8 protein-coding genes are annotated in these 15,739 nt (G+C 73.0%); 4 read left to right on the top strand and 4 right to left on the bottom strand.

Features of this window, described 5'->3' with window-relative positions; all coding sequences use genetic code 11:
• Nucleotides 1-39 precede the first annotated feature (39 nt).
• Both WMF17_RS08445 and WMF17_RS08440 read right to left on the bottom strand, forming a co-directional pair.
• Nucleotides 40-1,023 (bottom strand): serine/threonine-protein kinase, encoded by a 984-nt coding sequence (locus tag WMF17_RS08445; protein WP_437648872.1) that lies wholly within the window; start codon nucleotides 1,021-1,023, stop codon nucleotides 40-42.
• 139 nt (nucleotides 1,024-1,162) lie between these two features.
• On the bottom strand, nucleotides 1,163-4,984 hold the full coding sequence (locus WMF17_RS08440; RefSeq protein WP_437648871.1) for a hypothetical protein: 3,822 nt from the start codon (nucleotides 4,982-4,984) through the stop codon (nucleotides 1,163-1,165).
• 670 nt (nucleotides 4,985-5,654) lie between these two features.
• On the opposite strand from WMF17_RS08440, the gene WMF17_RS08435 reads away from it, so the two are divergent.
• Complete coding sequence (locus tag WMF17_RS08435; protein ID WP_437648870.1) at nucleotides 5,655-6,515, top strand: hypothetical protein; 861 nt, start codon at nucleotides 5,655-5,657, stop codon at nucleotides 6,513-6,515.
• A 106-nt stretch (nucleotides 6,516-6,621) separates the two neighbouring features.
• Here the strand turns inward: WMF17_RS08435 and WMF17_RS08430 are convergent, their stop codons facing one another.
• Nucleotides 6,622-10,086, bottom strand: a complete 3,465-nt coding sequence (locus WMF17_RS08430) for a nitric oxide synthase oxygenase (RefSeq protein WP_437648869.1) — start codon at nucleotides 10,084-10,086, stop codon at nucleotides 6,622-6,624.
• A 592-nt stretch (nucleotides 10,087-10,678) separates the two neighbouring features.
• Between WMF17_RS08430 and WMF17_RS08425 the strand changes: the two genes are divergently transcribed.
• On the top strand, nucleotides 10,679-11,584 hold the full coding sequence (locus tag WMF17_RS08425) for a DUF5995 family protein (protein WP_437648868.1): 906 nt from the start codon (nucleotides 10,679-10,681) through the stop codon (nucleotides 11,582-11,584).
• Here the strand turns inward: WMF17_RS08425 and rlmN are convergent.
• Entirely contained in the window at nucleotides 11,562-12,761 is a 1,200-nt protein-coding gene (gene rlmN, locus WMF17_RS08420) for a 23S rRNA (adenine(2503)-C(2))-methyltransferase RlmN (RefSeq protein ID WP_437601449.1), read from the bottom strand. The genes WMF17_RS08425 and rlmN overlap by 23 nt on opposite strands.
• Before the next feature lie 625 nt (nucleotides 12,762-13,386).
• Here rlmN and WMF17_RS08415 point away from each other — a divergent pair.
• A complete protein-coding gene (locus WMF17_RS08415; protein ID WP_437648867.1) occupies nucleotides 13,387-14,721 on the top strand; it encodes a hypothetical protein in 1,335 nt (444 codons plus the stop codon).
• A complete protein-coding gene (locus WMF17_RS08410) occupies nucleotides 14,722-15,705 on the top strand; it encodes a hypothetical protein (protein ID WP_437648866.1) in 984 nt (327 codons plus the stop codon). It begins immediately after the preceding gene.
• The last annotated feature ends 34 nt before the right edge of the window (nucleotides 15,706-15,739 follow it).

Below are 15,739 nucleotides of genomic sequence, written 5' to 3'. Positions count from 1 at the left end.
GCCGCACCCCGGCAGGGTCCCGCCGCGTGGTAGGCGCCCTCAGCGGCGAGGGAGCGGGGCCCCCGGCGCGATCCGGCCTTCCTCGACGGCGACCACGTACGGCGGCAGGCGGCCCGCCCGCACCGCGCGGACGTCGGCACGCATCGTCGCCGCGTCAGGGTAACGCTCGACCTTGTGGAACGCGAGGGCACGATCCACGACGTCGCACACCTCGGAGGGCACGTCCGGCGCACACGGCGCGAGCGACGGCGCCCGCTCCGTCGCCGCGGCGATGAGCAGGCGCGCGTCGGCGACGTCGCCGTGGATCGCGCGGCCAGCGAGCACGCGAAACATCGTGGCGCCCAGGCCGAAGACGTCGGTCCGGCCGTCGATCTCGCGGACCGTCCCCATCGCCTGCTCGGGCGCCATGTACTCGCTCGTGCCGAGCGCCACCCCCGTCTTCGTGGCCGTCTTCTCCGGCAGCTCCCCCATCCCGAAAGGAAGCGGATCGAGCACGCGCGCGATCCCGAAATCGAGCACCTTCACCCGGCCATCGTTCCCGATGTGCAAATTCTCAGGCTTGATGTCCCGGTGAACCACGCCGTGCGCGTGCGCCACGACCAGCACGTCGAGGACCCGCTCGGCCAGCGCCAGCACCTCGCCCACCGGGAGCCTCCCCACCCGGGCCATGCGGTCGAAGACCGTCTCGCCCTCGAGCACCTCCATCGCCAGGTACGCGGCGCCGTCGTCGGCGATGCCCGCCTCCAGCACGAGCGGCAGCCCCTCGCAGAGCGGGCCGACAGCGGCCAGGGCGCTGCCGATCGGGCCCTCGCGCAGGAAGCGCTTCCGGAGCTCCTCGCTCTGGCTCAGGGACGGGTGCAGGACCTTCACCGCCGCGACGCAGCCGTCAACGCGCCGGCCGAGGAAGACGCTCGCCATCCCGCCGCCCCCGAGCACGCGCTCCACCGTCCAGGCGCCGATCCGGGTGCCGATCCGCTGCGCCGCGAGCTCCTCGTCGTCCATCAAGCAGGTGGACTGTACCATTCCGTTCACGAGGAACGCTCAGGAAAGGCGCTCGGCCGGAGACTCGCCGCGAGGACGTCGGGAGAGCGGGAGCTCGACGCCCAACGAGAACGAGCAGGAATGGCAGCACCCCACGGAGCATGGCGAGATCTCGCCGCGCCTACGTGCCCCAGCGGCGGCGCTCGTCCTCTTCGTCCGCCGCGTGCTGCTCATGGCTCTGCGTCAGCGATTCGACGAGCCGCTCGGCGAAAGCACGGACGAGCGGGTCGGGGTCAGCGAGCCACGCGCGCGCGCGTTCGAGCTGCTCGGCGTCGTGCTCGGCCAGGCTCGCGACCGCCCCGTCGGTGCTGTGGACACGGGCGACGATCTCGTCCGCGACCGAGCTCCGCGGCCCGAACCGCTGCACCAGGGCGCGCAAGACAGGATCGAGCTCCGGCGCGCGGGGACGTACGAGCGCGGCCGCGGTGCGACCACGGCGCGCGTCTTGCGCCACCCATGCGAGGACGTCCTCCGCGGGCCAGGCAAACGACGAGCGATGAAACATGAACGCCATCTGCAGGTGTCCCGCCGCGGGGTCGCGCCGGTCCAGGGCCGTCGCGACCACCCACCATGCCGCTCGGGCGTCGCGCGCGGCGGCCGCATGCAATGCTTTCCATGCGTGCTCCTTGGCGCCGTGAGGCTGCGATAGCGCGACGAGCGCGAGCTCCGCGACGCGCGCCACCTCCCCCTGCTCGACGAGCAGCCGCGCTCCCAGCTCCCAGAAGTGGTCGGTCATGCCGTGCACACGGTGGGGCGCCAGGCGTTCGAGCGCCCGGCGCACTAGCTCTCGCAGGGGCGTCGCGCGCTCGGGTCGGTCCTCAATGTGCTCGATCAGGAGCTCCAGCGCCGCCGCCGCGTGCGCGATCGGCGTCCCCTCGACGAGCGCCCCCGCGAAGGCGGCGAACGCCGCCTCGCTCACCTGGCGCAGCCAGCGCCGGCGCCGGCCCAGCTCCAGCACGCAGGCCTCATCGAGGAGATCCCCCTGCACGGCCAAGCGGATCCAGGCGAGGCGCTCGTCCGTCGCGCCCAGCTCCATGACAGCCAGCGCGAGCAGAGGCGCCTCGGCCGCGTCCAGCTTCAGATCGCGCAGGACCGCCTCCGCCGCCGCGTCTCGGCCCGCCTGCGCCCAGCCGCCCAGGTAGCGCGCGAAGACAGCTCGCTTCCTCCACGCCCACACCCCGCGGCACGCCCTCGCCCGCTCGCGGAGTCCCGCGAGCAGGATCCCGCGCTCGTCGCACCGGCCCAGCGCGTAAGCGAACACGTGCGCGCGCACCGCCTCATCCGACACGAGCCAGTCGAGCTCGTGAAGCAGCGGGACATCGCCCGCGAGCCCTTCACGCGCGAGCGCATCGTCGAGCGCGTCATCGTTCTCGCGGAGTGCGGCCGGTCCCCACGCCCCGACGCGCTGGCGAAGGCGCTCCTTGAACGAGGACGGCGCGAGCAGCGCCTCGAGCCGCCCGGGGTACGCGCCGTCGGGCGCAAGCCAGTCCGCGTCGTAGGTGCGCACGGCCGCGAGGACATCGCGGAGCTGGACGCGCTCGGATTCCGTGAAATCGGCCAGGTGCGCGGCGAGGGTCGCCATGGCATGCTCGCCCATCCCGGCCCGGACCGCGCCGCGCAGCTCACCGGCGACCGCTCGCTTGGCCTTGGCCGCCACGTAGGGATGGGGATCGCCGAAGCGCGCGCCGAGGAGCGTCCAGGCCTGGGCTCGGGCCAGGCGGGCCTCCTCGCCCGTCGGTGCTGTCCAGGCGCCGTCGATCGCCTCGCGCGCGATGCGGAATGCCCTCGTCGCCAGGACCGCCTGGATGCCCTCCAGGGCGACCGCGCGCACGGCGGGATCGGGATCGCTCAGGCGATGCTCCAGGAGGGCCATGCGCTGGGCGAACGCTCGGTGCGTCGCGTTGAGCTCGACGAGGAACAGGCTCGCCCATGTCGCCGTCGCGTTGTTCGCGTACGACTCGTTCTCGGCCTGGGCGAGGCGGAGCAGCGCGGCCTCCGCGTCCTCGAAGGCGTCCGCGCGGGTCGCCAGCTCCTCCAGGGCGAACACGATCCCGCGGCGCTCCTCGACGCGCGCGCGCAATTCGTCGATGCTCGACGCCTCGATCCGCTGGCGGAGCTCGCGCGCGGTCGCGCCGGGCGCATGCCGGGCGACGAACCGGAGGCGCGGCCCGAGCAGGCCGAGCATTCTGAGCTCCCCCCAGTCCGCCGGCGCCCGCTCGAGGTCTCCGACGCCGACCCGAGCCATGCCCACCAGGAGCTCGCGGGGGAGCCCGAGCCGCAACAGGGTCTCGAAGAAATCGTCCAGGTAGATCTGGCCGTGCCGAACCAGCGTCCGGCCTCCCGGATCATGCCCCCCGTCCGGGTCGAGGAGCCAGGCGATCACCTCGCGCTCGAGCACGAGCGGCGTCACGTACTTGTACTTCCAGCCCTGATTGCGCCGGAGGATCCCGCGTTCCACGCATTGATGCGCTGCATCGAACAAGTCCTCGCCGCGCGCGATCCCCACCGCGCGCGCCACGTCCTCCCGCTGCACCGACGAGAGCGCGGCCCAGTCGATCCGTCGCGTGATCGACGCGGCGAGCAGGCAGCGCGCCCGGCGGAGTCGGAGCGCCTCGAGATCCGGCCCCGGACGCGCCTCCCAGTGGGCCGCGAGCGCCCACTGCGCGGCCTCGCGGACGTCGCGCGGCGGCCGCCCCTCGACGAGCGACTCGCGTGCGAGCAGGTCGACGAACCACGGATAGCCCTCGCTCAGCCGGGCGATATCGTGGACCCTCTCCGCGTCGGTCGACGCTCCGAGCGCGCGAGCCGCGAGCGTCCGGGCGGCGCTCGAGTCGAGCGGCTCGAGGTACCAGCGCGGGGATAGCCTCGCGTTGGCCAGCACCTGCTCGGGCGCCGGCGTCACGACCAGGAGCCGCGCCGAAGCGTGCGGCCCCGCGGCGGCGACGAAGCGCGCGGCGAGCACGTCGACCTGGATCGTCGGGCAGTCATCCACGATCAAGACGACCGCCGGGTGGCGAACCAGGAGCCGTCCGGCGCCGAGCGCATCGAGCGCTTCCTCCGGGCTCCAGGCGACCCGCACACGCTGCTCGATGCTCGGGTCGCTCGCGAGCGCCTCCAGGACCAGGCGCGTCTTGCCGACGCCAGGAGAGCCGACGAGCCACGCGGCGAGCTCGCGGGGCGTCGTCGCGGCGCGCCGGATGAACGCGAGCAGAGCACCGCGCAGCGCCTGCCGCGCGGCGTCGCCGGTGAACTCCGGCTCGCTCCTGTCTTCCCGGTGCTGGGCGCGCCACGCGTCGAGGCCGTGCAGCAGCGGGACGACGCTGAACCGGTCGGCCCACCTGGCGACGCTCCCGCCCTCGGGCTGGCGCGCGCGCAAGAAGTCGGTGGGCGCGTGGGCGTCCAGAATCTCGATGCGCGCGCTGGGGTCCTCCGCGTCCGGCCGCTCCTGTTTCATGCGCTCCCAGAGCGCGGCGGCGAGGTGCTTGTGTGGCGTTCGTTGGACGCCGCCCCGCGTCACCTGGCTGTCGAGGTTGCCGATGGTGTTGATGAGCAGCTTGAAGTAGCCGCCCTCCAGCAGCACCTCGACGACCCGGCCGAGGCCCTTCCGCTCCTGCACGTCCCGCAGCGCCAGGTTGAGCCAGTTGTCCCCGCTCTTGCAGCTGTACGCCGTTCGGGCCTGACGGTCCTCCGTGAGCGGACCCAGGTGGTGCGTTTTCTGGTAGTCGGCCTTGGAGAGGCGAGGCGACCTCTTGACGGTGAGCAGGATGTCGCGTCCCCCGTCCGCAACGCTCCGTTTCGCTGGGCCGTCGAGGGCTGGATCGTCGTGGCGATCGTAGGCCTCGAACCGGATCAGATCGAAGCAGAACTGCTCGAAGTCGTCCGGTTCGAGCGCCTCCAGGTGCTCAACGTTGAGGCCTATCCAGCCGAGCGGGTCCCGCGCCACACGGGGACTATGGGCTGGCGGCGCCTCACGGGTCAACGAAGGCGCCCGCCTTCGGGAGGATAGCGACAGCGGACGCCGGACGCTCAGGCGAGCCAGGCGGACGTCGGATCCCTCACCCATCGATAGGCCGCAACCGGCACGCGGGCGTCCGACCTCCCCGGCACCTGCCTTTCCCAGCCGACGCGATCCGTCGCGCCCCCCTCCGCCACCCCCTCGCGGCTCACTCGATCCGTCGCGCACCCCCTCGCGACTCACTCGATCCGTCGCGCCCCCCCTCCGCCACCCCCTCGCGGCTCACTCGATCCGTCGCGCCCCCCCTCCGCTACCCCCCCTCGCAACGGATCCGATCCGTCGCGCACCCCCTCCGCCACCCCCCTCGCAACGGATCCGATCCGTCGCGCACCCCCTCCGCCACCCCCCTCGCAACGGATCCGATCCGTCGCGCACCCCCTCCGCCACCCCCCTCGCAACGGATCCGATCCGTTGCGCACCCTGGCGACCCCTCGCGCCTGAGCGCTGGCGCTTGATGCGCCTGCACCGCTACGCCCCGCCCGGCGCCTTCCACGGCTCGCCCTGATAGAGGTAGTTCTGCTTGAGTTCCGCAGACGGAGCCCTCATGCGACCTCCCCTACCTCTGCATCGGTTCTCTCCTCGCGCCCAGCGGCTCCTTATGGCGGCGGAGCGCGACGACGAGGAGCGTGTTCCCGAGAGCATCGCCCGCCGGCTCGCCGCGTGCCACCGCCCGGCGTTCGCTGCGGCCATCGACTTCGAGGAGCTCTACGGCGGTCTCTCGTGGGGCGAAGACCCCCTGGGAATTTACTACGACGAGCCGATGCGGGACGAGAACGACCCGCTCGACCTCGACGGTACGATGGTGCCGATCGGCAGCGAGGGCGTGTGCGGTCTCTTCATGAACGACGCTGGAGAGGTGATCACGCAGCCCAACGTCAAGAGCGCCTCGATCGAGAAGTACATCGAGCAACGCGCGCTGTTCGCGACCGTGGAGGCGCAGCGCGCCTACCGGGTCAAGGTCCGCCCTGCAGCCGGCGGCGCCCTCGCCGCGACGCTCGGTCTCGCCGTCATCCCCGAGGCGACCGACGCTTACCAGGCTTACTTCGAGGCGGACGGCGTGCTCCTGCGCCATCACCGGCAGCCGGAGGTGTACGAGGCGCGCGCGGACCTCGCGCTTGCTCCCTCGCTCGAGCACGTCGCGGCGATCCTGGAGTCCGCCGCCCGCGCGGTCGACTCGCCCCGCGTGAGCATCCATCGTCTGGGAGCGAGGATGATTCGCCTGTCCGCCGGACAGGAGTCATGCATCCCTTCAATGAGCTCGTGGAGCACTGAGCCTGATGCCGTCCGCTTCGACTATGGCGATGAGGACGATCATCGTGATGGCGTCGTATGGCTGCTGGGCGCCCCCGGGTCGCGCAGAGTCGAGCAGTACGTGACGACCACCGATGGACGGTTGCTCAGCTGGACCACCTATGAGGAGAAGGGAGCGACCCTCCGATGTCCATCAGGAGAGTCGTGAGCCCATCACGCTCCCGCTCGTAGGCTGGCCAAGGACGCAGAGAGCGCGGAACGTTAGAGCTCTGGCCGCGCCTTCGCGCTCGCTCCCCCGCCCCGAGGAGCCCCCGCTACTCCTTCCGCGGCTTCCACGGATCGTCCTGATAAAGATAGTTCGGCTTCAGGATCTTGTTCTCCATGTTGGTGTGGAACACCCCCATGGTCGACGCCGACATCGGCGGCACGATCCACGTCCAGTCCGCATAGACCGGGCGCTCGCACTGCCGCTCCTGCTGCTCGAACTTCTTGAAGTACTCCGAGAGCGTGTGGTGGTCGAGCATCCGCACCTTCGCCTGACGGAACGAGTGCAGCACCGCGAGGTTCAGCTCGACCAGCGCGGCGTCCTGCCACAGCGTGTCGCTGCGCGACCGGTCCAGCCCGAGGCGATCCGCGATGAGCGGCAGCTGGTTGTACCGCGTCACGTCGCTCAGGTTGCGCGCGCCGATCTCGGTCCCCATGTAGAAGCCGTTGAACGGCGCCGCCGTGTAGTGGATCCCGCCGAGATCGAGGGCCAGGTTGCTCACCGCCGGCAACGCATGCCACCTCAGCCCGAGCTCGGCGAACCACGCGTGGCGCGGGTGCTCGATCGGGACCTCGAGCACCCGCTCCCGCGGCACCTCGAACCACCGCGGCCGGGCGTCGCCGATCTGGAGGATCAACGGCAGCAGATCGAACCGCGTCCGCTCCCCACCCGGCCACCCCAGCGCGAGGGCCTGCTCCGTCAGCTCCACGTTCGCCGGATCGCCGAGGATGCCCCCGTCCGGGAGCCGGTAGCCCGCATAGCGGACGATCTGCCCGTTCCAGATGCGGATCCGCGGCTCCCCCGGCCTGAACACCGACATCGTCGCCCGGATGTCGCCCCCGTTGGTCGCCAGATCGAGGTGCTCGAGCAGCGCCTGGAAGATCTCCTCCTCTGTCTTCAGGTGCCGCAGATCGCGCACGTGGAGCGTCGACCAGAAGAACCGCCCGATGCAGCGCGAGCTGTTGCGCCACGCCAGCCGCGCCCCGTAGGCGAGCTCGTCGGGGAGGTGCGTGTACGTCCCGTGCTTCTCCAGGCTCGCCCGCACCTCCTGCCAGCGCTCGTCCACGGCGGAGGGCACCCCGAGCTCCGCGTAGCACTGGCGCAGGAACGCCTCGGCCTCGATCGGCACCGCCGCGGGCGCGGTCGGGGTCAGGTGAAACGACCCGTGCTCGACCGGACAGACCCCGCCGGCCACGCGGACAGCGCCGGCCCGCCGGAGCGGCGTCGGGCGGATCGCTCCGGCGGCGTCGACGTTCGAGGTGAACAGCTCCCGCTCGATGGCGTCCTGCGGCCAGCCCGCCGCGCGCAGGTGCTCGATCGCGTCGCGCATGAAGGCCTCGGGCCCGCACACGAGCGCCCGCGAGCCCGGCCGGTAAGCGTACAGCTCGGCCACGTGCTCCCGGGACAGCCGCCCCTCCGCCTGCGTCGCACGCAGGCGGAACGCGACGCCGGGCGTGCGGGCAGCGACCGCGCGCAGCTCCTCCTCGAAATAGAGGAAGTCCGCGGCGCGCGACGCCGACCAGTCCAGCAGGAAGCCCCGCGCGTCAGGGCGGTCGGCCCTCCCGTCGAGCGCCCGCAGCATCGCCATGGCCGGCGTGACGCCGATCCCGCCCGCGAGGAACACAACCCGCTCCACGGGCGGCGCCGGAAGGACGAAGCTGCCCCGCGGCGCCGAGGCGCGCAGCAACGAGGCCGCGGCGCGCTCGCACAGCCACCGGGAGAAGACCCCGAGCTCCTCGCGCTTCACCGTGATCTCGTAGTCGCCGCCCGCGCGCGCGGGCGCCGAGAGCGTGTACGCGCGCGCCACCCAGCGCCGATCGAGGTAGCCCTGCACGAGCACGTGCTGCCCGGGGACGGACGCCGCCGGCGCGCCGCCGATCGGCGACAGCGCGATCTGGAAGATCCCAGGAGAGAGCTCCCGCGCGCCCTTCACCTCCGCCTGCACAAGGCTCGACCCGCCCAACATCTCCTCGATCGCCGGGACGCAGCCGCCGCAGATCTGCCCCGCCCGCGTCCGCTCGGATAGCTCGGCCAGCGTCGCGCACCCGGCCTCGACGAAGCCCGTGATCTGCCCGCGCTTGACCCCGGCGCAGTTGCACACGACCTCGTTCGGCTCGAACAGCGCCGCGGGCTGATCGAGCTTCAGCTCGCCGAGCTCCCGGAACGTCGTGAGCTGCCAGCCGGGCAGCGGGGCGCGCGCCATGAGCAACCGCATCGCGGACGGGAGGCCCTGCCACTCGCCCTCGATGTGCAGCCCCGCGAGCTGCCCGTTCGACACGAGCAGCGCGCGGCGCCTGTCGCGGTCCCCGCACGTCACCCACCGGAGGCTCACGGGGGGCGCGTCGAGCCACCGCGCCGAGACGCCGCTCCCGTCGAGCGCGCGGGAGAGCGAGAGGATCCGGCCGCCGCTGTCCACGATCGTCGCGACCGCCACCTCCTTGCCGGCCAGCGCGCCCATCGCCGCGCCGTCCTCGACGATCGCCTCGCGCCGGGAGAGGAGCCCCTGCCCGGGGAGCAGGTGGACGTTGACGTAGTCGAGCGCGTGCCGCTCGGCCCACACGTCGACGCTCACGGGCGGGAGCTCGAGCCAGGCCTCGTCCGACCCGCGGGCCGCCTCGGGGATCCCTTCGGCGGCCACGCTCGCCCACCCCTCGATCAGCGCCTCGGCCGCCGCCCGTCGCAGGCCCGCCTGGACCAGCGTCGCGACGGCCCTGTCCGCCGGCGTGTCCACGTACCGGATCTCGAAGGTGTCCTCGCGGAGCAGCTGCTGGACCAGGTTGTCGAGCCGCCCCCGCAACCCGGCGGTGAACTCCTCGAAATCGAGGGTCCCGTCGCCGGTCGTGTCCGCGGCCAGGAGCAGCGCCCTCGCCTCGTCGGTCGGGACCCCGAGGCCGGTGAGGTAGGGCAGGAGCTCGTCCTCGCTGAGCGCACGGTTGCAGTCGCGATCGATCTCCTCGAACCTCCGCCACGCGAAGCGCTCGCTCGTCAGCGCGGCCCGGATGGCGCTGGAGAGCGCGGCCGCCACCTGAGCGCCGGTGCGCGCGGCCGGGCCGCAGACGACAGGCGCCTGGGCGCCGGGCTGCTCGAGCGCGCGGATCACCATGCGGGCCACGTCGGCCGGCGCGACCCAGGGCAGCGCGCCATTTCCGAGCGGCAACGGCAGCGCGCGACGGAGCCGGATCTCCTCGCGCCAGAGGTTGAGCGCGCTGAGCAAGGGACCGTGCCACACGGCCGTCACCCCGGCGCCGGAGGCGCGCACAAATGCCTCAGCGTCGCGGATCTGCTGCCCCACCCGGCTCGACGGAGGAAGGTACGGGCCCACCCAGAGGAGGTGCGACGCCCCCACCTCCCTGGCCGAGGCGACGAATGTCCGCGCGACCACATCGGGATAGGCGAGATCCGCGGTGCTCAGCACGAGCGCGATGGTCGGCTCCGCGGGCTCGATCGGCAGGGATTGGAGGAAGGAGGCGAGGTCGTTCTTCGGCTCGGAGCAGACGATTTTGAGGAAGCTCATGGTGCTCGGCAGGGGCAGCCGCGGAGGGGCGAAGCTCGCCCTCCCGCGCGCCGGTCGACGTCGATGGATGCGCGCAGGCGCGCGGATCCCGCCGCCCAGGATACGGCGCATCGCCCGGCGACCCGAAAGGCGAAACGTCGGCTCGATGCATCACGCGCGAAACGCCGGAGCAACGCGTCGCACACCGCCGCGTCAAATCGTCGAATCATGCGCGGCGTCAGGGAATCCCGCATTCTGTGTGAAGGTTATCCGTCCGCGCGTAACAAACTGCCCCATGGGGCAATTTGGCGCGCCGGTCAGCGATCTCACCATGTCGGGAGACGACGCTGATGTGGCCACCGCTCGCCGGTCGGCTCGGGATAGCCACTGACCCTGGCCGAGGATCTCGCGCGTTCGCCCGGGTCTTCGACCGGACGGTAGCCGCTGGATTCGCGGGAAAACCCGGGGGCGGCGGCGCGACGGACGAGCAACGCCTGGGGCTGCCGTGCGCGCTCGATCTCCATTCAATGTGCCTCTCACTCCCTCGACTCTGTGTACGACTGCGAACCGGACATACGGGCACGATCCTTGAATTCGCTCGCTCAGCGCAGCCATGAAGACCCTTACTTCAGATCGGCCCCTGGCGATGGTGAGCAAGCAGACGCGGTCGTCGGCCGCGTGCCGTCCCGCGGACTCGGCCGCCCGTCACGCCATCCTGCGGGGGGTGACGATGACGCCGGAGAGCGTCGCGGAGGCGCTCGTCGCGCTGGAGACGGTCGCCGCGCGGCTGCGCGAGAGGAACGACCCGCGGGCGGTGTTCCCCGACGTCTACGCCGTGATCACGCGCCGCGTGAAGGAGGCGGTCGTCGACGGCACGGACCGGCGGTTCCTCGAGCCCGCATGGATCTCGCGCCTCGCCGGGATCTTCTGCGAGTATTACCTGAAGGCCCTCGCGGCGTCGCTGGACGGGCGCTCCACGAAGATCGAGGCGTGGGACGTCGCCTTCGCCTGCAGCCGCGCGGGCGGGACGGCGGCGGGAGCGCACGCGCTGCTCGGCATCAACGCGCACATCAACTACGACCTGGCCCTCGGGCTCTACCGGAACATCGTCCAGCACGGCGCCGCGCAGGACGCCCGGCTCCTCGACCGCTACCGGCACGACCACGACATCGTGAATGAAATCCTCGCGGCGGCGATGCCCGAAATCTTCGCGATCCTGAGCGATCGTTATGGCTGCCCGCTCGCCCGCGTCGCGACCGTGACCAGGGAAGTGCAGCGCGTCGCGTCCAGCGTCGTGCTCTTCATGCTCAAGAGCTGGCGCGCTCGGGTCTGGGCCGACCTGCTCTCCTTGCTGGGGACGCTCGAGGCGACCCGCGAGACGGGCAAGCGCGCAGTGACTGCCCGGATGAACCAGCACGCGGGCAAGGTCGCTCGCACGTTCGCAGCGGGCAACGGGGCGCTGCGGGTGGGGGCCCCGCTCGTCCGGAGCGCCGCCCTCACGCTGGCGCTGGCTGCCTGACGCGGGCCACCCCTGCGAGCTGGCCGCAGGCGCCGCCCACGTCGCGCCCCCGCGGCCGCCGCACCAGCGTGGTCACGCCGTGACCGGCCAGCCGTGCCACGAAGGCGTCGAGCCGCTCCGCGGACGGCGGGCGCAGCGCCGGATCCGGGCCGGGGTTGCAGGGGATGACGTTCACGCGGCACCGGAGCCCGGTGACGTACGCCGCGAGGAGATCCGCGTCCTCCGGGGCATCGTTGTACCGGTCGAAGAGCACGTACTCGAACAGGACGCGCCGGCCGGGCGGCATCGACCTCGCGAGCGCCTCCTTCAGCGCCGCCATCGAGAAGCGCGCGTTGACCGGCATGATCGCCTGCCTGCGGGCGTCATCCGGGGCGTTCAAGCTGACGGCGAGCTCGGCCCGCGCCTCGCGGAAGAACGGCTCGATCTTGTCCACGACCCCGACGGTGCTCACGGTCACGTGCGACGGCGCGAACCGGAAGGCCCGCGGGTCGGTGAGCAGGCGGATGGCCTTCAGCACCTCGCCGAGGTTGTCGAAGGGCTCCCCCATCCCCATGAAGACGAGGTTCCGGAGCGGCGCGCCGCGGCGCTCCGCGGCGAGCGCCTGCGCGATCCGGACCTGATCGACGATCTCGCCGGCGGCGAGCTGGCGCGCGAGCCCGAGCCGCCCCGTCTCGCAGAACGCGCAGGCCCGGGCGCAGCCGACCTGGCTCGAGACGCAGAGGGTGGTGCGGGCCGGCCCCGGGATGAGCACCGACTCGATGAGCGCGCCGTCGCGCGCGCGCAGGACCAGCCGGAGCGTGTCGTCCTCCGACGGCGCCCGCTCGGCGATCTCTAGCGACAGCCCGGGATCGAGCGCGAGCAGCGCCTCGTGCGCCCACGCCCCGACGCCCAGGGCCGCGAGCGCGCGCGCGTCCCACGCCGGCGCGGTCCGCGGCGCGCCCGGCGCCGCGCCGAAGGCGTGGCGCACCACCTTGCCGGCCACCGCGCGCGCCGCGGACGCGGTGCCGCCGGCCTGACGGAGGAGCTCCGCGAGCGAGGCCGCGTCGTGGTCGGCGAGCCGCGCGCCGGCGCGCGCGCTCCTCCGGATCAGGGGGCGCGCCGCGACCTGCGCCGGCGCCGGCGGGTCGCCGGCGCGGAGGCCCGGCGCGCTCTCTTCGGGGATCTCCGGAACGCGCATGCGCACCAGCTAGCACGCCGCGCGCGGCGCCGCGCGGCCCGGCGATCACCGCCCCCGCGCCCCCGGTCGATCCCCCGGCGCCGGCGGTCCGCCTCTGCAGGTCGTCACACGGTTGTCAACGACGACCCGCGCGCTGGACCCCGGTCCCCCCTCGACTTCCCGCAACGTGGATGAAATCTGGGCGCTGTCTGGGGTCATCAGGTGGCCAATCTGTGGACAAGCATGTGGACTTCCAAACCCGGCTCAGACGCGTGATTTTTGGGTTGCAGATCGGTTCCGGAGGAGGGAGTTTAGCGCCCGGAAGTTCTGCGGCGCGTCGAGCCGCGGAGTGCCCGAGATCGCAGAAAAATCGGTGGCATCGGTGTGGGCGGCGCGTCCATGCCCGGGCTGGCGTTGGCCGGCGCCGGCGCTTGGAGGAGCTGTCGCCCCGCGAGCAGCGCAGGACCCGGCAGCTCCTTGAAGATGCCAGGGGCCCCGTGTGGGTATTCCACATGCTGGGAACAACCTGTGGATTATTTGTCCGTGCTGCGCCTGCCGTGCAGCGGAGGTCGGGTGGCCGGTACGCCGCGGGCTCGGGAGTTTTTGTAGCGCTCGCGGTCACACCGGTGGGCTACGTTGCGGGCCGATGCCCGTACGGAACGGCTCCGCCCGCTGCGCGCCGCGCGCGCTGATCGCGATCGCGGCGGGGAGCGTCTCCGGTGGGCTCATCGCGGGCGCGGCGGACGCGCAGGCGCCTCCCCGGGACGCGCAGGCGGAGGCGGCCCTGAACGAGGCGATGGGGGTCGACTACCTCGAGACCCGGTTCGATCAGGCGGAGCGCAAGCTGCGGGCCGCCATCGACGCCTGCGGCGCGTCGGATTGCTCGCCTGCGGTCGAGGCCAGGCTGTTCGTCGCGCTCGGCTCCGTGCTCGCCCTGGGCAAAAAGGAGCTGGGGGGCGCGCGCGACGCGTTCGCGGACGCCCTGCGCATCGATCCGTCGGCGAAGCTGAACCCGGATCTCGCGACCCCGGAGGTCTCGTCCGCGTTCGAGCAGGCGCGCGCCGCGACCGGCGTCGGGGCGCCCGCGGCGGCCGGGACGCAACTCAAGATCGCGCCGCCGCCCGAGCAGCTCATCCGCACGCCCGTCCCTGTCCATGTCGAGGTTTCGGCGCCGCCGGAGCAGGAGCGGCCGCGGCAGTGCATCGACGACCGGCAGTGCAACCGCGGGCTCACCTGTGTCCGCGGCGCGTGCGCCGCGACGAGATCTGCAAAGCAGGCCGCGCCCGACGTCCGGCGGAGCTGGGTCGGGCTCACCTTCTCGCCCGACGTCGCGCTGTTCTCCGGCCGTGACGTGTGCTCCCTCGCGTCGCAGGAGCGCGACAACTTCGTCTGCCTGCGCGGCGACGGGACCCGGTACGACGGCGCGCCCACGCCGGGCGTCGCGAACGACGTGAACCTCGGCTTCGCGCTCGCGACGTCGCGGGTGGCGCTCGCCTACGATCGGCTGGTCCTCGACAACCTCACGGTCGGCGGGCGCGTCGGCCTCGCGGCCGGCGGCACGACGGACGGCGGCGCCACGTTCCTGCCGCTCCACCTCGAGGCGCGCGCGCAGCTCTTCCTCATGGCGCGGCCGTTCGAGCAGCTCGGCGCCCGTCCCTTCGTGCTCGCCGCGGCCGGGGTCGCGCAGGTCGACGCCGAGGTCGACGTGAAGGTCCTCGAGGACGCGGCCGCGTGCGGGGCCGATCCTGCCAGCATCGAGAGCCCGTGCACGAGGCCCGGCCAGAGCGGGAGGATCGAGGAGCGCCAGCAGACGCTCGCCGCGACCAGGCAAGCGGGCCAGGGGTTCGCGTCGCTCGGCGTGGGCGTTGCTTATGCGCCGCTCGAGGCCGTATCGCTGAACCTCGCGCTCCGCGCGAGCCTCACCTTTCCCGCTATGACCACCGTCCTCTCTCCCGAGGTCGGTCTCTCCCTGGGGTTCTGAATGGCCGACACCTCGGATATGCGCCGGGGCGCGACGCCCCCTGGCGCGCTGCGCAACCCGAAGATCGACGCGGCGATCGAGCGCGCCGTGCAGCTCGGCGATCCGGCCGAGCTGCTCGCGCTGCTCGATCGCAGCTCCGGGCTCCCTGCCCGGCGCAGCGGGGGGCGCGCGCCCGGCCCCGACCTCGGGCCGAACGCCCCCTTGCCGCGCGTGAACCTGGATCTCGCGCGGGCGGTCGGCGCGGCGATCGCGGATCGCGGCGCGCCGGCCGAGCAGCTCGTGCGCGCGCTCTGCGCGAGCACCGAGGAGTACGCGCTCATCGTGGCGGCGCAGGCGCTCTCGGCGATGGCCGCGCGCGGGGCGCCGGCCGCCGGCGCGGCAGGCGCGGGGCGTCCGTCACGGGCGCGCGGCGCTCGGGGCGGGCTTGATCCGCTCGACGAGCTCGGGCAGCTGGCCGAGGATCCGCGGCGCGTCGTGCGCGACGGGGTCGTGGCGGCGCTCCGCGCCGTCATCGCGGCGCGCGGCGACGCGCTGGTCGGCGAGCTCTCGTCCTGGACCGACGGCTACCTGCAGGCGTACGTCGCGCTCGAGGCGCTCGCCGAGCGCACGCTCCTCGCCGGGCTCTCGGCGGGCGCGGAGGTTGTCGCGCGGCTCGAGGAGGCGTTCGCGATCTCGGACCGCTCGCCGCGCGCCGACGAGCGGCTGCAGGGGCTGCGCCTCCTCCGGCAGGGGATGCCCTCGCAGATCGCGGCGCTCGCGGGGCGCTTCCCCGAGGTCGTGCGCTGGCTCGAGGAGAAGACGCAGGCGGAGCGCCCCGAGTCGCGCGACGTCGTGGCGCAGGCGATCGCGGCGCTCCGGAAGGGGTCCTTCTCGGACGCGGAGGCCGCCCGGCTCGCGACGGCGCTCTCGGCGAGCGCGCCGCCGCCGCGCGATCCGTCGCGCATCGTCCAGGGGACGCGCAAGCGGAGCAAGGGGCGGAGGTAGACGGGCGGCGGGGCCTGCGTGCTGCGACGCGGGA

The organism is Sorangium sp. So ce362 (assembly GCF_051519845.1).
Classification (GTDB): Bacteria; Myxococcota_A; Polyangia; order Polyangiales; family Polyangiaceae; genus Sorangium.
This window is presented reverse-complemented; position numbering and strand designations above follow the sequence as displayed.

Excerpts from the sequence above, each read along its gene's own strand:
- WMF17_RS08445 (WP_437648872.1), bottom strand. The coding sequence starts at position 1,023 with ATGGTACAGTCCACCTGCTTGATGGACGACGAGGAGCTCGCGGCGCAG.
- WMF17_RS08435 (WP_437648870.1), top strand. The coding sequence starts at position 5,655 with ATGGCGGCGGAGCGCGACGACGAGGAGCGTGTTCCCGAGAGCATCGCC.
- WMF17_RS08430 (WP_437648869.1), bottom strand. The coding sequence starts at position 10,086 with ATGAGCTTCCTCAAAATCGTCTGCTCCGAGCCGAAGAACGACCTCGCC.
- WMF17_RS08425 (WP_437648868.1), top strand. The coding sequence starts at position 10,679 with ATGAAGACCCTTACTTCAGATCGGCCCCTGGCGATGGTGAGCAAGCAG.
- rlmN (WP_437601449.1), bottom strand. The coding sequence starts at position 12,761 with ATGCGCGTTCCGGAGATCCCCGAAGAGAGCGCGCCGGGCCTCCGCGCC.
- WMF17_RS08415 (WP_437648867.1), top strand. The coding sequence starts at position 13,387 with ATGCCCGTACGGAACGGCTCCGCCCGCTGCGCGCCGCGCGCGCTGATC.
- WMF17_RS08410 (WP_437648866.1), top strand. The coding sequence starts at position 14,722 with ATGGCCGACACCTCGGATATGCGCCGGGGCGCGACGCCCCCTGGCGCG.